Below are 16,950 nucleotides of genomic sequence, written 5' to 3' on the forward strand. Positions count from 1 at the left end.
CTCCTTAGCGGTTGTCCGGTTGGGCGCGAACGTTGTTCAGCCCGGTGGTATTGATGCGATACGGCTGGCCGTTGACGGACTTAATAAGCTTCTTGGTTTTGAGTTTTTTAAAAACGGCGAGCGTGCAGTCGCTGAGCAAGAGCCCCTCGCGGCTGTAGCACTCAACGGATGTGACGCGGCCTGAAGCGTCGCGAACGTGAACGATGCGTCCACCTTTGGCGAGAACGTGTAAGGTACGCTGTTCCTGACGGGATAAATTCATACTGGAAAACCTGTTAATCATCATGTGCAAAAACGTGCCAACGCCCGCAGGCGTTTGCGTAAGGTTTAAGCGCAGCGATAACCAGTCCGGCCTGAAAGGTCGGCAAACTGATTATCTGATGATTACATTTTCCAGCATCAAAGCCTCGATGAGGGTTGAAAGGGTTTTACGGGGCGCATGGTAACACACGTTTCTTATGGGGGAATAGTTAAAGCTGAAAAGTGTGATCTCACACGGAATGCGGGCAACAAAGGCCACTTGAAGGATGACGCCATATTGCGATCTCCTTTCTCAAGGGGCCTTATGTTTTTGGTCTATGGTTTTATTTGTTCATACAGCAGTAGCGTTGAAATGAATATCATCATTCCCCCCGACGTCATGCTGACTATCCGGGCGGCCTGAGGGCGCGTAGATAATACCGCTCTGGAACCGTAGCCAACGCATAAATAGACCAGTGTACAGGTTATCAGATGCATTAATCCGAGAGCGGCCATTTGTATCGTAACGGGCCATTTCCCGTTTGGATCGGTAAACTGCGGCAGCAGGGCAAGAAACAGGAGGAACACTTTAGGGTTCAGACCGCTAATACATAAACCTTTAACTGCCCATACGTTCCAATTGCCGCTCTGCTGTTTCGCCGCGGATACGCTTGCCGGATGGCGTAGCAGGCTGACGCCCAGCCACAGCAGGTAGGCCGCTCCCAGAAGCGTAATCGCCGACAGGAGCAACGGGTAGCCCGCGATCAGCACGCCAACGCCCGCGACGACGATAATTGTGGCAAGCAAATGCCCGGACATCAGCCCCATTACAGCAGGGATAATCGTTCGTCCATGGATCCCCGCGCTGATAGCGTAAGCCCAGTCGGCCCCCGGAGTAACGATCAGCAGGAAGGAAACGATCCAAAAGCCTGCTATGTAACTTACTTCCACTGTTATCGCCTCCTCTCGTTTTGCAGTCGCCGGTTCATGTGCTCTCTTTCTTGAAAAGTGAGTTTATTAGAACAGAAAGAATATCGTCACTACACCGAAATAGGTTTTCAATGTTATGCTTCAAGCCGTGTCTAAGAGAGAGAATTTTCCAAATGGACGGCTTTGATCGAAAAATTCTTGCACAGCTGCAGTCGGATGGCCGCCTTTCGATAACCGAATTGGCGGAGCGGGTGAATTTAAGCCTTTCGTCTTGCCATCGGCGCCTGCGTGCGCTGGAGCAGGATGGTGTGATTACCGGCTATCGTGCTAACCTGGATCCGGGGAAAATGGGGTTCAATTTTGTCGCTATCGTTTTTGCGACTCTGAAAGAGGGCGACAGGCGAGCGGTGAGCGCCTTTGAAGAGGCAGTTGAAGGCATTCCCCAGATTGTGCTTGCGCAGCGCCTGTTTGGCGATCCCGACTATTTGATGCACGTCGTGACGCGCGATCTTGATGCGTTTCAAAAGTTGTACGATCAAAAGCTATCGGCCATGCCCGGCGTTCAGCATCTTCGCTCTACGCTAGTGATGAAGACCGTTGTGCAGGATCGCCCGTTTCATCTGGATACATTAAAGTAGGCGCGCTTGGCGTTCACCGCCTTGCGTGACCTTTCGTTATGGGTTAGCCATATACTTATATCACCTACTGGGATAGGCTCTTAATAACCTCGGTTTCGTATAAGTCGAAAAATGCCTTATTTCTTTTATTCAATATCTAAAAAATAGGGAAAACTTATTTTAAATAAAGACGACCGTAAGCAATGGATTTGATGGTTAAGGCTATCTCTTATTAATTAATAAATAGAGATATAAAAAGTCTAATTTTTATAAAAACAACTTTATCATTTTTTATCTTTATATATTTTGAAATGGGAAATGAGTCTTCATTTCTTTTTGAAAATATACCTTAACTTAAGGACTAGAAAATGAGAGAGCTTTCCTCTAAAGAAATTGAGTGCGTCAACGGCGGAGGAGTTGTTACCGACGCTATATGGAGTGCGGTATATGCCGTCGTTGATTTTCCGTCTCGCTCAGCGGGTAAATTTATCGGTGATAAAATTGGCGGAGCGATTGGTTCAATTGTCGCTGCGCCTATCAACTGGATTTACTCCTTATTTAATAAATAGTGATTAATTAACCGACACTGAGGGTAAAAAAGTGAGAGAGTTAAGCTCAGCTGAAATCGAACAGGTTAACGGGGCCGGCTTCGTTCAGGACGCTTTTGCTTCCGTAGGTGAAGTTGCGGGAAGCGTTTTTGGCGGCGTCGGCTTAAGCGTGGTTCAGGGTATCGCCAACAAGTTTTCTCCTGCGTTAGGGGAAGGTATTAAGCTTCTCAGTTCCGCAGGCAGCGCATCGGGCTCAACGGTTGGTCGTTTAGCCGGCTATGCGTTGGGTGGCTTTGTTGAAGGGACTTTTTCTGGCCTGTTTTCGGGGTTTAAAAATCAGTTTACCTTTTGGAAATAATAACGAGCCGCTGGCGATATTATAGATAAAAGCGAGGAGCGGCTAAGGCTCCATCAGGCGGTTACCGGTTGCTGATTCTGGTAACCGCCCGACCGTGGCTTTGCCGTTGGCGCTTTCGATTTAGAGATCGGTCTGGCAGACCGCGCCAAATCGATAGCCCGGCGCATTATCGTAAATATGGCCGCTATAGAGGAACATATAGTAGCGCGAGTAACGCCCGGTTTCTGATGCCCAGACGGCCTGATAACTATTGCTGCTCTGCAGGCTGTCTGACCATTCGCTCCACAGGCTGCCGACCCGGGTTGTTCCGTAATCGGTGTAGTCCAACAGGTCTTTTGACGGCACCACCTGCCCTATACTGGAGCAATAGCCGTCGGCATCCGCTGGCGTCATCGTTCCGGCGCTGAACGTAAACCAGTGCGACGGGCTGAATGACCAGGTGAGCGTTCCCGTACCTATTTTCGGCACGGCAGTAATAGTCACGTTTTTCGTTCCCGACGTCGGCGTCCCTGAAAGCGTAACAACGCCGTCGCCGTTGACGGTTGCCCATCCCTGACTGCTGCTCCAGATATAGTCGCTGCCGGGCGTTGTTCCGCTATCGATCGTTAGCATGAATGAAGCGCCGATGAACCCCGTTTCCGGGAATCCGCTGTTCGGCTCGAAAACGCGGGGATATGCTTGCGTCGAATTCTTCACGTTAATATGAGTAATGCGGCTTTCTACGAACGTCAGCGTTACCGTTTTCCCCATGTCGACGTCGCTTTTCTGCGCTTTTGCCGTAATGGTGACGGTTTCCCCCATCCTGTCGGTGGCGGAAACTTGCGCCGTTCCGTTACTGTCGGTAGTGGCGGTTACGGAACTCAGCGTGGCGCTGCCGGTTACGCTAAACGTGACGGGCGTGTTCTTTACGGATTGTCCGCTGCTGGTCGTTACCGTGGCCGTTATGGTCGCGCTGTTAACGCCGTTGGCCTTCACGTTGTCCGTATTTACCGTCAGGTTGGTCACGCTAAAGGCAAGGAACGCCACTTCTGCCGTCGCCTGCTTGCCGCTACTGATGGCGGCGGTGACCGTTACCGTTTCTACAACGCTATCCGTCAGCGTGACGACAACCTGCCCGCTGCCGTTTGTGGTGCCGGAAGCGGCGGACAGCGCAGCGCTGCCGGTCACGGTAAGCGTGATCGGTTCTCCCACTATCGCTCTGCCCGCGTTGTCTTTCAACGTGACGGTAACCGTACTGGTAGAACTGCCGTCCGCCGGCGTGCCGGTGGTGGACTGTACGGTCAGCGTCGCGCTGTTCAGGTCGGCAATAAAGCTGCTGTCTTTCGTCATGCTGCTGCCGGAGGGGAGCTTGGCCGTCACTTGAACGGTCTCAGCCAGCGTGTCGGTCAGGGTTATCTGTGCCTGGCCGCTGCCGTTGGTACTTATGCTCGTTGCGCTTAATCTTGCGCTACCCGTTACGGTGAAGGTGACCGTCGCGTTTGCCAGAGGATTGCCGCTGGCGTCGGTGACGGTCACGGTGGCCGTATTGGCATCGCTTCCGTTAGCGGTTGCGCCGCTGGTGACGACAAAATCTTTTAGCCGAGCGGAATTTTGATCCGCCACGAACAGGCTGGAGGCCGTCGCGCTATTGCCGTTTGCCAGCGTCGCCGTAAGCGTTAATGATTCCGCTAACGTATCGGTATACGTTACGGTAGCTATCCCGCTGCTGTCGGTTACGGTCGACGGGCCGAAGGCGACCGTGGGTTTGTCGCGGCGCCAGGTGACGGCCTGGCCGCTCAGCGCGTTGCCGTTGATGTCGGTAACGGTCACCTGCGCCACGTTGGCCGTTGTTCCATCTGCCGGGCTGCCGTCTGTGGTTACCCTCAGATTAGCGATTTTCGCGCTGGCGATGTCTCCCGTGAAGTGCATCGTGCCGTTAGCGGTTTGGTTGCCGGCAGTGGCGCTGATGGCGATATCGCCGGCCGTCGTGGACGTCAGATGCACGGTGACCTTGCCGCTGCCGTCAGAAAGGCTTTGATCTTCCTTAACCGTGACGCCTTGAGGAACCTTCCACGTCACTTTCTGGCCGGTGACCGGGCGATTATTGCCGTCAGTCAGCGTCGCTAACGCCGCATTGGTGCTACTGCCGTCGGCGACGGCGTTATCCTCCGTAATCGAGAGAGCAATGTGGCTTACGGCCACGGCAATAAAATGGCTGTCCTGTGAGGCGCTGACGCCGCCGCTTTGCGCCGTAACCGGAACCGTCAGCGCCTTTGCGCTGGTCAGCGTGACGGTAGCCAGCCCGCTGCTATCGGTTTGAGCGGCAGACGCAGTCAGATTTACGCCGCTGTCCGTTGGGACGCTCCAGTTTATGGGCGCGTTGCCTACCGGTTGGCCGTCGCGGTTGGTCGCCAGCACCTGAAGCACGTTTTGAGTCGCGTCGTCGGCCGGGCTGTTATCCGTTACCACGGCAAGCGCCAGATGCGCTACGCCTTGCTCCGGCTTTTTGCGATACTGAAGCACAATTTCATTATTACGATCGACCAGGTCATAGCGGCTTCCCGCCAGCGTACGTGTGGTCTGCACGTTTTCTGGGTTGGTTTGCCAGCCCCAGCTGCTGCCAAAGCGCCAGCTAACGCCCAGCGCGAGCTGAGTATCGTGCTCGCCTTTTCCCTGCTTCTGGTTAACGCCCAGCGAAATCAGCGGTATTGGCGTGTATTCCAGCCCGACGGTTGCCGCATAGGGATTGCGCTGAAGATTGTCTTTGTTAAAGAGCGCGACCTGATTGCCGTAATACTGCTCCCAGCTCAGCTTGGCGCCCAGCTGCGGGTAGGCGGGGAGCCATCCTTCCGCCCGAATGTCGTATCCGTCGGCGGGCTTCTCCTGCCAGGTACCGTCAAAGTCGCGCGACTTATGCCAATCCGTAGTTCCCAGATAAATATTGGTAGACAGGCGCAGGTAGTCGCGCCACGCTTCCGCCCCCATGCCAACCCGGCGGTTGCCGCCGGTAAAGTCTTTGTCCATAAAGACGTTGCCGCCGTACATCCAGCCGTTTTGCCAGAAAGTGCGAACGCCGAATCCCAGGTTTCCCGTCAGGCGATCGGACGGGTTGCGCATGCCGCCCTGCACAAATAACAGGGACTTCTTGTTGTCGTAAATGGGGGCCAGCAGATCCGCGCTGCTGCTGCTCCAACTGCCGTGCCTGTCCATATTCAGCTGGATGCGGGCCGTGCCGAACTGGCTAAACCACTGCTGTAGTTCTCCCGATGCGGCGCCGACCGCAAGAGAGCGGGCCGAATCAGAGGCGTTACCGGATGCCAGCATGCGAGCCGCCTGGCCCATTTCAGCCGCGTAAGGGAGCATTGCGGCATCGTTAGCGCTTTGGCGAGCAGCGGCAAGCGATGACTGCGGCGCTACGTTTTGTTCGCTGCGTTTTTCAGAATGCTGAACGTTACTGGCGGTAGATGAGGCGAAAGCACCGTTTTCCATACGGGTACAGCCAGAAATAGGCAAAAAAGCCTGTAGCAGGATCTGTGACCAAATCACTCCTGAAATATACTTTTTCATTTGGTTAACTTTAGAAAAGAAAGAGTGTTACAAAAAAGCAGAATATCCATGTTCTGAGATCCTATTGCTTCCAATAGCCACTAAATAGCCTCGGATCAACCGCGGCGAGTTGCTGGCTCTCTACACCACCGTTACCAGCGACAATGGCCATTTCTGGGGGGCGGATGTGAGTTTTCTTGAGGATTAAACGAAGCGATGTTTGCTAAGTAAATGTTTATTTATATAGTTTATTAATTATGTTGCTAATATATATTAAATATTCGCTTAATCGTGTTTATGGTTTGAATGATACCAGAGTCTTAATGAGGGGTGTTATTAAGAAATATTGGTGAATTGCCTATTTTTTGTAAAGGTTTGCTTCTTTTGAAAATTTAGTTATAAGGTCATTTCTTAGTTTGAGAATGATGAATTTTCCCTTGATTGGGCTATTTTTCTCGGTGGCTACGTTCCCTCCAATGGCAACTGCTGCGCTAGAGGATGCCGTTGGATATTGATGACTTGTCCTGCCTGCCGCACGGGGAGTTTTCCCCGTGCGGAACGTTAAATTACGCGTTGCGGCCCGCCATTACGCCGCCGTCGACGTCCCAAACTGCGCCGGTGACCCAGCTGGCCCTATCGGAAAGTAAAAAAGCTACTGCCTGTGCGACGTCTGTCGGCGCGCCTACGCGGCCAATCGGGTGGAAAGCGTCGAAGCTGTTCATCACATTTTTAACTTCATCTTTCGGAATAAACCCTTCATAGATAGGCGTATGGACGACCGCAGGAGAAACGGCGTTAACGCGAATACCCTTTGAACCCAGCTCAATGGCCAGATTTTTGGTCAGCGCGTGAAGGCCGGCCTTGGCCATGGAATAGGCGGAGGAGGGCGTAGCGCCAATAGCCTGCTGCGCCCACATCGAGCCGATATTGACGATAGCGCCTTTGATTCCCGCAGCGGTCATATTGCGCACCACGTCTCGGGTAATGAAGAAGGCGGCCCGGTTGAGGTTCATATAAAGATCGTAGTCGGCTTCTTCATGCTCGATAAACGCTTTGGGGAAAAACACGCCGGCGGCGTTAACCAGCAGGCTGATGTCTTTATGCTCTGCGTTGACGTTATCCATCGCGCTTTTCATCCCTTGGGCCGTCGTCAGGTCCGCAACGATAACGGAGACCTGACCGTGAGCAGCCAGCGCCTGGCGGGCGCTTTCGGCCTTGTCTTTGCGGTTGCCGACCAGCACGACGCTGCCGCCGCCGTCGAGAACCATTTTGGCAGTTTCAAATCCCATGCCGCTGGTGCCGCCGACGACTAATAATTTTTTTCCTGTAAACAGAGCGCCCATTTTTCCACCTCTTTAACGTAATGAATTTTATGAGGCCCGTCTCCCCGGAAACCCCATTGCATAGGCGCATAGTGTCATCCAGAGAGGGCGTTGACGACTCAGAAGAAATAGCGATACGAGAAAGAAAATCTTTCTCGTGATGGGTATACTGTACGCAACGTGCGGAAAGTAGGAGGCAGTGACGGGTGCGATCGCTCAACAGATTAAAATGGCTTCATGCCTTTGAGGCTACGGCGCGCCACGGCAGCTTTACCGGCGCGGCCAGAGAGCTGGACGTCACGCCCGCGGCCGTAGGGCAGCTGGTCAGGGCGCTGGAGGACTGGGTAGGGCATCCTCTTTTTCAGCGCAGCCGCTCGGGCAGGGCGCGCCTGACGTTGGTTAGCGACGCTCGGGATGCGCTTGAGGACATCACTCAGGGGCTGGACGACCTGGAGGCCGGATTGAACAAGCTTCGTGGACGAAGAGCGCGCTCCGTCGTCGTGCTGACGGCGTCTCAGGTTCTTGTCATGAACTGGCTCATGGAGCGCCTTAACCGCTTTGCCGAAGCTTATGAAAATATCGATCTGCGCCTGAACGTCACCGAAAGGCTGATGGACGTCTCTCACGGAGAGGCCGATCTGGGGATCCGCTGCGGTAACGGGAACTGGCCCAACCTGGATAAAACCTGGCTGATGGATGAAGAGGCGGTGCTGGTGTGCAGCCCGCTGCTTCTGCCGCCGGAGCAAGAGAGCTGCGCGGAGTGGTTGTCTTCGCAAAAGCTCATCCACGATGATACGCCGCATCCGGGAGCGAATTTTCCCTCATGGGATGACGTGCTGGCGTCGATCGGCGCGCCAAAGGCGAAAGAACGCGGGCTGCACATCAACTCGACGTCGGCCGTTATTCTGGCGGCGCTCAGCGGGCGCGGCGTGGCCATCGTGCGAAGGGCGCTGGTCAAGCAGGCGATTGAGTTAGGCCAGCTTCGGCAGCTTCACCCCGACCGCCGCTGGCTGCTGTCGTGGTCTTACTATATCGTTACGCCGCAGCAGTCCAGAATGCGACCGGAGGTAAAGCTGTTTCACGACTGGCTGGTGCAGGACGTTTTGTCGTCGACTCTTCAGAAAGACCTTTGATAGCGCTTTTTAGACAGCGCGCGGGCATTTTGCTTTATGATTGGTTCGCCTTTTGAGAAGAAATAAATAATGGAGATAGCTAATGAATAAGTTAGGGAAGACGTTTTTTTCTCTTTTTTGCCTTTGTCTTATTCCGCTCCTGTCTGCCTGTGGTGTGATAGAAAATTCGCACAACGTTCAGATAGTTCAGATTAAAGATTTTTACCCTATCCGCAGTCATTCAGAAAGGAACGGCCCTGACGTTTATAACGTTGTGGATCTATCGGTAAAAACCAAATGCGGCCCCGCTCGCGCCATGCTGTCCCCCGCCTCTTTAGGCATCACCGAAGGCGAATTCGACAAAAAGTGGTTGGAACTTCGTAAGAATACCGGCCAGGAGTGGTTTTATAAGTTTACCTACGGCGAGTGCGTCGACGATGGCGTGTTTGTCACTAAGATTGTCGACTGTGCAGAAGGCGCCTGCGGCAAAGACTATAAGACCGACACGGGCAAGCTGTGGCTTAACACCTGGGCCTGGGCCGGTGACGACATACCGATGACCCGCAATGGTCAATATACGTCGGCAAGCGAAAAAAGTCTGGCGCAGTACTTTATAGAGGTACCGCTGAAGGAGGTTCCGGAAAAAGGAGCCTGGAAAGCGGAAATCCGCTATGCCGAAAATCCGGACGTTATCGCAATGGACGCCTACGTCGATAGTCCGGACTTTCTGCTGGGGAAGTTTATTCTTGACTATAAGGCGCGCTATCTCAGCGGCAACCTCTATAGGGAAGGCGCTTTCGACCGGCAGGGTAAGGAGCAGGGAAAGGTCGTTCATTACTATGATTCGCCCGAGAAAATCAGCAGCGTAAGCCACTACCTGAACGGCAGGCTGGACGGAGAGTACGTCTCCTACAATAAAAACGGCATTCTGGCGGAGAAGAGCCTGTTTCAGGATGGCAAGGACGTCACTAAAAACGGCGTGGTTTACGGCCCAAATGGCGAAGTTCTTAAGCGATATAACTATAACGACAAGGGCAATAAGGATGGCCCGCAGGTTAGCTATTATCCAGACGGAAAGGTTAAATCGCGGGAAAACTATGTCGACGGTTCGGCCGCAGGGCAAGAACACTATTGGCCCAACGGTAAAATCAAGCTGAGAGAGGCCTATAAAAACGGCCACCGAATAGCAGAAGAAAACTGGTATGAAAGCGGCCAGAAAGAATCGGAATCTTTTTATAACGAACGCTATCAAAGCATCGGGACGCACAAAAAGTGGTATGAAAACGGTAAGCAGAACAGCGAATCCCGTTACCGTGCCAACGGCGTCAGAGTAACTATGACGCATTGGAATAAGGACGGGAACCTCTCATACCGTGAAACGTACGATAGCAAAGGCAGACAGCTCAGCAGTGAAAACTGGTTTGACAACGGCAAGCGGAAGAGCCGGAAAACGTATAACGGCGGACAGAAGGCCAAAGAGGAAACCTGGTACGACAATGGAAAACTGAGGGAAAGGGCGACTTTTGTCAACGACAGCTGGAAAGAGCGTGAGACGTGGCGCCAGAACGGCACGCGAGAAGAGCGGGTTGTTTATACCAACGGCGGCGATATTTCTCTCATTGAGAAGTTTGATAAAACCGGAAAATTGGAAAAAAGGTACAGCTACAGGCGCTGACCCTCATGCATTTGCAATGCCGACGTATTCGCCCGCGCCTTAGCGCGGGCCTTTCCCACCGCTACTGCGCCAGCTCTCTCATCACTTTAATCAGATCTGATTTGCCCTCAAAGCCGATGCCGGGCAGCTCCGGCATGACGATGTGCCCGTCCTCAACCTTCACCGAATCGGGGAAGCCGCCGTAGGGCTGGAACAGGTCCGGATAGCTTTCGTTGCCGCCTAGCCCCAAGCCCGCCGCGATGTTCAGCGACATCTGATGCCCGCCGTGGGGAATACAGCGCGACGGCGACCAGCCGAACTGTTCAAGAACGTCCAGCGTGCGCAGGTACTCCACCAGGCCGTAGGAGAGCGCGCAGTCAAACTGAAGATAGTCGCGGTCCGGTCGCATGCCGCCGTAGCGCAGCAGGTTGCGGGCGTCCTGATGGGAGAACAGGTTTTCCCCGGTCGCCATCGGCCCCGGATAGAATTCGGACAGCGACGCCTGCAGGGCGTAGTCCAGCGGATCGCCGACTTCCTCGTACCAAAACAGCGGGTATTCACGCAGCATTTTGGCGTAGGCGATGGCGGTTTCCAGATTAAAGCGACCGTTGGCATCCACTGCCAGCCGGGCTTCTCCGCCAATTTCGTCCAGCACCGCTTCGATGCGCCGCTGGTCTTCCTCAAGCGTCGCGCCGCCAATCTTCATTTTTACCACGTTATAGCCGCGATCCAGATAGCTGCGCATCTCTTTGCGCAGCGCGCCGAGGTCCTTTCCGGGGTAGTAATAGCCGCCCGCCGCATAGACGAAAACGCGCGGGTTGGCTTCAATGCCCTTCATGTCGGCCAGCAGGCGAAACAGCGGCTTGCCTGCGATTTTCGCCACCGCGTCCCAAATCGCCATATCCAGCGTGCCGACGGCCACCGAGCGCTCGCCGTGGCCTCCGGGCTTTTCGTTAGACATCATGACGTCCCAGATGCGGTGGGGATCGAGGTTGTCGCCGCGATCGTTTTGCAGGCGTTCAGGATCTGCCTGGAGAATGCGGTCGCGAAAGCGCTCGCGGATAAGCCCGCCCTGGCCGTAGCGGCCGTTGGAGTTGAAGCCGTAGCCCACGACGCGCTTACCGTCGACCACTACGTCGGTCACGACGGCCACCAGGCTGGTGGTCATCTTGCTAAAGTCGATATAGGCGTTTCTGATGGGTGAGGCGATGGGTTTAGTAATTTCGAGTACGTCAACGATGCGCATGGTTATCTCCTGTTATGCCGTTTTCTTTGGTAACGACAGCGTTGAAAAGTTTTATAGAGCCTTGCTAACCCCCACTCTATGCGTTTAAAGTTTGTTCATCTAATGCCAATGCGGATTGCTGTAATGCAAGATATGCATCGTTTCGAACTGACGTGGCTTGAGGACTGCGTTGCGCTTGCGGACACGCTCAACTTCTCCAAGGCGGCGGCGCTGCGTTATGTGACGCAGCCCGCGTTTAGTCGACGCATTCAGTCGCTGGAGGAGTGGGTGGGAACGGCGCTGTTTGCCAGAAATCGCCGGGGCGTTCAGCTGACGGACGCGGGCCAGCTGTTTTGTAAGCAGGCGCCGGACTTGCTAAGAACGCTGTTCGCCCTGAGAGACGAAGCGCGGGACGCCGCAGGAAAAGGGCAGTCCAGCGTTGTCTTTTGCGCCACTCATGCGCTGTCATTTTCTTTCTTCCCCCAGCTTATGAGGCGCAATGAACACATCGCCAGGTTCGGCGCCTTCCGCCTGCTGTCGGACACCATGCGGGCGTGCGAAAGAATGCTGATGCAGGGAGAGGCGCAGTTTCTGCTTTGCCATCGCCACGCCCACATGCACAGCGAACTCGATCCCGAACGCTTTACCAGCATACGCATGGGGCAGGACGTGCTTATCCCCTACAGCGCCGCACGGCCCGGCTCAATCGAGCCCGTTTGGCCGCTCGACGGCAAAACCAGGTTTCCCTACCTGTCGTTCAGCAATGCGTCGGGGCTGGGGCGCATTATCGCCAACAGCCCGGCGGTTAGCCGCCTGCGAAAAAGCATGGACGTCGCCTTCACTTCGGATTTAGCCGCCACGCTGCTCGCTATGGTCAGAGCCGGAGACGGTGTCGCCTGGCTGCCGCAAACGCTGGCCGAGCCGGACGCCGAAAGCGGCAAAATTGTCGCTGCGGCCGGGCAGGAAAGCGGGCTGTGGATCCCGGTTGAGATTCACCTGTATCGGCCAGTAAATAAGATGTCTTTAGCGGTGGAGGGGCTGTGGGGGAGTTTTGTCGATGAGAACGATTGACCGGCGAGGCCTTTTCTCTCATTGCTTCAGTATTTTCGTACCGCTAAGGCCCTGTGGGGGAAACATTATTAACGCATTCAATAATAAAGAATTACATTTTTACATTTCCCCCCGCCCGCGGCATCTTTTACGATGCCTCAAGAGCACCATCGTAAAGCGCAGCTTTTGGCGTTAAACAATAGGGATAACGATTGGCTACTTCAATGGAAAATCGCGCCGTGGGCGCGCCCGTCGCGGCGATAAAGATCGTTGCGACCGGCATCGCTCTGCCGGGCGAAAAGATTGTCTCTTCCGAGCTGGATGCAAGGCTCGGCAAGCCGCAGGGCTACGTTGAAAGACGTTCCGGCATTGCCTGGCGCTACCACGCGGCGCACGACGCCAGCCAGGCAGAGCTGGCCGCTGGGGCGTTGCATGATGCGCTAAAGGCGGGCGCGCTCTCGCCGTCTTCCATCGACCTCCTGATTTGCGCTTCGGCTATTGCCGTACAGGCTCTGCCGTGCAGCGCGGTCCACATTCTTAAAGCGGCGAAGATGCCCGCCGGCGTGGCCGGTTTTGATATCAACAGCAGCTGCGTAAGCTTTATCTCCGCGCTGGAAGTGGCCGCCGGGCTGCTCAGTACCGGCGCTTATCGGCGTATCGCCATCGTTTCGGCGGACATCGCGTCGCGCGGCATCGACTGGAACCACGAAGAGTCGTCGCTGATTTTCGGCGACGGCGCGGCGTGCGCCATCGTTGAGCGGGGCGACGGCAAAAGCGGCATTCTGGCAAGCCTGATAGAGATGTACCCCGACGGCAGCGAGCTGTGCGAGATCCGCGCGGGCGGAACCCGCCGCAACCCCAGAGCGGGCATGAACGACAGCGACTTCCTGTTCCACATGCAGGGAAAACCGCTGTTTCGCTACGCCTCCTCTCTGATAGAGGACTACTTTGCCCGCCTGCTAAAAAAAAGCGGCCTGCGGCTTGCGGATATCGGCACGGTGGTGCCGCATCAGGCCAGCCATCTCTCGCTTGAACACATGCGAAAGCGCCTGCGGGTGCCGGAGTCGGCGCTGATTGACGTTTATCGCCATTACGGCAACCAGGTGGCGGCGTCTATTCCGACCGCGCTGCACGAAGCGGTCATCAGCGGCCGGTTCACGCCGGAAAAGCCCGCGATGCTTATCGGCACCGCCGCAGGCTTAACGCTGGCCGGCATGGTGCTTTTGCCATGAAGATCCTGGTGACGGGCGCGACCAGCGGCCTTGGGCGCAACGCCGCCCAACGCCTTCTGGAGTGCGGATTTGACGTAGTCGCCACCGGCCGCAATCGGGCGGAAGGGGTGCGGCTAAAAAACGCGGGCGCGGCCTTTATTCCTCTCGATTTGGCCGAGGCGACCCTTGACGACTGCGTCAGGCTGATGGACGGGTGCGATGCGGTGTGGCACTGCGCCGCGAAGTCTTCCCCATGGGGAGATAGAGCGTCGTTCTGGCGGGCTAACGTCAAGGCGACGCAGACGCTGGCTCTGGCGGCCGGCAGCGCCGGGATACCGCGCTTTGTTCATATCTCGACCCCTGCGGTCTATTTTGACTTTCAACACCACTATGATCTGCCGGAAACCTATCTGGCGCGGGCGTTCTCCAGCCATTACGCCAGCAGTAAGCATGAGGCCGAACGGGCGATTGCCGACGCGGTTGCCCGCTTTGATTCAACGACCTTCGTTATGCTACGCCCGCGCGGGCTGTTCGGCCCGCACGATAACGTCATCATCCCCCGCCTGATGCAGCAGCTTCATCGAGACGGCGGCGTGCTACGCCTGCCGCGCGGCGGCGAAGCGCTGCTGGATCTGACCTTCGTGCAAAACGTGGTCTACGCGATGGAACTGGCGACGTACGGTAAAGGGCTGCGTTCCGGCAGCGTTTATAACGTGACCAACCACCAGCCGCAGCGGCTGGCCGACATGCTCGACGCGCTGCTGCGTCAACAGCTGGGGCTGAGCTATAAAATCAGGTCTGTCCCTTGGTCTGTGCTGTCGCTGGCGGCGCGCGGCATGGAGCTTGTGGGCAAGTGCGTTGGTAAGGAACCGCCGGTCACTCGCTACAGTGCGGGGACGGTCTGCTTTGACATGACGTTAAGCGCCAAAAGGGCCGTTGAGGAGCTGGGCTACAGCCCTCGTTTCTCCATGGAGGAAGGGATTGCGCTGACGGGAGAATGGCTGAGGGCAAATGGCAAAGATCACCGCGTTTGAAGTAGGGTACTGTACCCATATCGGCTGCATGGCGCTTAAGGGGTCTGGGCTTAGGGTGTGTAAGTTTCCTTCCCGAGCCTATTTGTTGGAAGCCGGCTCCCGAAAGTGGCTGTGGGACACCGGCTATTCCTCCTGGTTTGAGCACTATACGCGCTCCGGCATTTTTCGCCTCTATCGTCAGGTGACGCCGGTTTATTTTAATCCGAAGGCGTCTCTAGCGCAGCAGCTATATGCCCAAGGACTGGCCGGCGGCGACGTCAGCGCCATCATCCTGTCCCATTTTCACGCTGACCACGTAGCCGGGCTGCGCGACTTCCCGAACGTCGCCTGCATTTGCTCAGGCGTTGGCTGGCGGCAGGTGAGACGGCTTCGAGGGTTTGCCGCTCTGCGCCAGGCGTTTGTGCCGGGGCTAATCCCGCCGGACTTTGAGTCTTCACTGCGCTTTATTGAAAACTTTGAACCGCTGACGCTGCCCGAGGCGCTGGCGCCGTTTGAGTGGGGCTACGTGCTGCCTGAAAGCCAAGGAGAAATCATCTTGGTCCCGCTTCCTGGCCACGCGGTCGGGCACATCGGCGCGTTCGTGCTGACGGACGACGGCTGGACGCTGCTGGCGGCGGATGCCGCCTGGTCGCCGGACAACTACCGCGAGCTGCGCGGCCCATCCCGCTTAGCTCATCTGGTGATGTCGGAACCCGCCGCCTATTACCGTACCCTTGAACGGCTCAACCGGCTCTGGCAAAAGGGCGAAGTGGACATTCGCCTGTGCCATGAGGGGGACCTGTGAATCCGTTGACGCTGCTCTGGCGCTATTTTTCCACCCGGAGGCGGCGCTTTACCGATCGCGAAGCCCTTGAAAACTGGCAGGCCAAAAGGCTGCACGCCTTTAGGCAGAACGTATTGTCTAAAAGCCCGTGGTTTCGGCGCTACCTTTCGCTGCCGTTCAACCAGTGGCCAACGATGGACAAGGCGCTGATGATGGCGCACTTCGACGAGATGAATACCGAAGGCCTCAAGCGCGACGCGCTGATGGCCTGTGCGCTGCAAAGCGAGCAAAGCCGGGACTTCAAGCCAAAAGTAGGGCGATTCAGCGTCGGCCTGTCGTCCGGCACTTCCGGCAGGCGGGGACTGTTTGTCGTCAGCCCGCAGGAACAGCAGATTTGGGCCGCTGGCGTGCTGGCCAAGGCATTGCCGGACGGCCTGTTCGCCAGGGAGCGGGTGGCGCTGTTTCTTCGAGCGGACAACAACCTTTATCAGAGCGTCAACAGCCGCTGGCTGAGCCTGGACTTTTACGACCTGCTCGCGCCGTTTCAGGAACAGATAGCGCGGCTGGAACAGTTCTCCCCGACGATTATCGTCGCCCCGGCGCAGGTGCTGCGCGCGCTGGCGTTGGCTGCAGAGGCGGGCAAGCTGACGCTCTGCGTCAAAAAGGTTATCTCGGTGGCGGAAGTGCTCGAAGCGCAGGACCGGGATCTGCTGGACCGCGTTTTCGGCAACGTCGGGGAAATCTATCAGGCGACGGAGGGCTTTTTGGCCTCGACCTGCGCCTGCGGTACGCTGCACCTGAACGAAGAGTTTATTCACGTTGAGCCGCAGTGGCTCGACGAGCGGCGCTTTATTCCAATTATTACCGACTTTACCCGCAGTACGCAGCCCATCGTTCGCTACCGCCTCGACGACGTGCTGGTGGCAAGCGCTCGCCCTTGCCCCTGCGGCAGCGCGGCGCGCGCGATTGAGCGCATCGAGGGGCGCCAGGACGATCAGCTGCTGCTGCCCGGTGAGTCGGGCAAGGCTCAGGTCATTTTTGCCGATCCCTGTAGCCGCGTGCTGGCGATGACGCTGCCGCTCACGGCAGACTATCGGCTGGTGCAAACGCAGGCCGACAGCCTGTTGCTGACGGCCGACTGCGACTCGGCGACGCTTAAGAGATGCCGCGACGCGCTCAATGGCCTGTTTGGCCAACAGGGAATAGATACGTCGCAGCTGGTATGGACGCTGGAGTCGCAGGCTTTATCGCCGAACTTCGACGCCAAGCGCCGACGTATCGTACGCCGGTGGGGAAGAGAATGAGCGAGCTGCTGCAGCGTTTTTTTGAACGCATGGACGATCGCCCCGAGCGTACGGAGG

At 56.2% G+C, this 16,950-nt stretch carries 15 protein-coding genes; 10 read left to right on the forward strand and 5 right to left on the reverse strand.

Annotated elements, in window-relative coordinates; all coding sequences use genetic code 11:
* Positions 1-4: 4 nt before the first annotated feature.
* Together G544_RS0116595 and G544_RS0116605 are read right to left on the reverse strand one after the other, a co-directional pair.
* Positions 5-262 (reverse strand): YjhX family toxin, encoded by a 258-nt coding sequence (locus tag G544_RS0116595; protein WP_027275635.1) that lies wholly within the window; start codon positions 260-262, stop codon positions 5-7.
* Positions 263-576: 314 nt separating this feature from the next.
* Complete coding sequence (locus tag G544_RS0116605; protein ID WP_027275636.1) at positions 577-1,191, reverse strand: LysE family translocator; 615 nt, start codon at positions 1,189-1,191, stop codon at positions 577-579.
* Between the two features lie 152 nt (positions 1,192-1,343).
* Between G544_RS0116605 and G544_RS0116610 the strand changes: the two genes are divergently transcribed.
* The 3 genes from G544_RS0116610 (at position 1,344) to G544_RS0116620 (ending at position 2,693) form a co-directional block, all read left to right on the forward strand.
* On the forward strand, positions 1,344-1,808 hold the full coding sequence (locus tag G544_RS0116610) for an Lrp/AsnC family transcriptional regulator (RefSeq protein WP_027275637.1): 465 nt from the start codon (positions 1,344-1,346) through the stop codon (positions 1,806-1,808).
* Positions 1,809-2,155: 347 nt separating this feature from the next.
* A complete protein-coding gene (locus G544_RS0116615) occupies positions 2,156-2,356 on the forward strand; it encodes a hypothetical protein (protein ID WP_027275638.1) in 201 nt (66 codons plus the stop codon).
* A 31-nt stretch (positions 2,357-2,387) separates the two neighbouring features.
* Positions 2,388-2,693, forward strand: a complete 306-nt coding sequence (locus tag G544_RS0116620) for a hypothetical protein (protein WP_027275639.1) — start codon at positions 2,388-2,390, stop codon at positions 2,691-2,693.
* Between the two features lie 120 nt (positions 2,694-2,813).
* Here G544_RS0116620 and G544_RS20865 read toward each other — a convergent pair whose 3' ends face one another.
* Together G544_RS20865 and G544_RS0116630 are read right to left on the reverse strand one after the other, a co-directional pair.
* Positions 2,814-6,239 carry an Ig-like domain-containing protein gene (locus G544_RS20865; RefSeq protein ID WP_051155807.1) on the reverse strand — a complete coding sequence of 1,142 codons (3,426 nt, stop codon included), beginning with the start codon at positions 6,237-6,239 and terminating at the stop codon, positions 2,814-2,816.
* A gap of 545 nt (positions 6,240-6,784) precedes the next feature.
* On the reverse strand, positions 6,785-7,561 hold the full coding sequence (locus G544_RS0116630; protein WP_027275640.1) for an SDR family NAD(P)-dependent oxidoreductase: 777 nt from the start codon (positions 7,559-7,561) through the stop codon (positions 6,785-6,787).
* Positions 7,562-7,746: 185 nt separating this feature from the next.
* On the opposite strand from G544_RS0116630, the gene G544_RS0116635 reads away from it, so the two are divergent.
* Entirely contained in the window at positions 7,747-8,673 is a 927-nt protein-coding gene (locus tag G544_RS0116635) for a LysR substrate-binding domain-containing protein (RefSeq protein ID WP_027275641.1), read from the forward strand.
* A gap of 82 nt (positions 8,674-8,755) precedes the next feature.
* A complete protein-coding gene (locus G544_RS0116640; RefSeq protein WP_027275642.1) occupies positions 8,756-10,327 on the forward strand; it encodes a toxin-antitoxin system YwqK family antitoxin in 1,572 nt (523 codons plus the stop codon).
* 61 nt (positions 10,328-10,388) lie between these two features.
* Here the strand turns inward: G544_RS0116640 and G544_RS0116645 are convergent, their stop codons facing one another.
* Positions 10,389-11,552: a mandelate racemase/muconate lactonizing enzyme family protein gene (locus tag G544_RS0116645; RefSeq protein WP_027275643.1), complete on the reverse strand. Its 1,164-nt coding sequence runs from the start codon at positions 11,550-11,552 to the stop codon at positions 10,389-10,391.
* A gap of 123 nt (positions 11,553-11,675) precedes the next feature.
* Here G544_RS0116645 and G544_RS0116650 point away from each other — a divergent pair, with 123 nt between their 5' ends.
* The 5 genes from G544_RS0116650 to G544_RS0116670 all read left to right on the forward strand — a co-directional run bounded on the left by G544_RS0116650 (position 11,676) and on the right by G544_RS0116670 (position 16,893).
* Positions 11,676-12,602, forward strand: coding sequence for a LysR family transcriptional regulator (locus tag G544_RS0116650; protein ID WP_036024396.1), 927 nt, complete (start codon positions 11,676-11,678; stop codon positions 12,600-12,602).
* A 203-nt stretch (positions 12,603-12,805) separates the two neighbouring features.
* Positions 12,806-13,813: a 3-oxoacyl-[acyl-carrier-protein] synthase III C-terminal domain-containing protein gene (locus G544_RS0116655; RefSeq protein ID WP_051155808.1), complete on the forward strand. Its 1,008-nt coding sequence runs from the start codon at positions 12,806-12,808 to the stop codon at positions 13,811-13,813.
* Positions 13,810-14,826 (forward strand): NAD-dependent epimerase/dehydratase family protein, encoded by a 1,017-nt coding sequence (locus tag G544_RS0116660; RefSeq protein ID WP_027275646.1) that lies wholly within the window; start codon positions 13,810-13,812, stop codon positions 14,824-14,826. The genes G544_RS0116655 and G544_RS0116660 overlap by 4 nt, the downstream gene beginning before the upstream one ends.
* Positions 14,804-15,610, forward strand: coding sequence for an MBL fold metallo-hydrolase (locus G544_RS0116665; RefSeq protein WP_027275647.1), 807 nt, complete (start codon positions 14,804-14,806; stop codon positions 15,608-15,610). Before G544_RS0116660 ends, G544_RS0116665 begins: the two co-directional genes overlap by 23 nt.
* Positions 15,607-16,893, forward strand: a complete 1,287-nt coding sequence (locus G544_RS0116670) for a F390 synthetase-related protein (protein WP_027275648.1) — start codon at positions 15,607-15,609, stop codon at positions 16,891-16,893. The genes G544_RS0116665 and G544_RS0116670 overlap by 4 nt, the downstream gene beginning before the upstream one ends.
* The last annotated feature ends 57 nt before the right edge of the window (positions 16,894-16,950 follow it).

This window comes from Leminorella grimontii ATCC 33999 = DSM 5078, from assembly GCF_000439085.1.
Taxonomy (GTDB): Bacteria; Pseudomonadota; Gammaproteobacteria; order Enterobacterales; family Enterobacteriaceae; genus Leminorella; species Leminorella grimontii.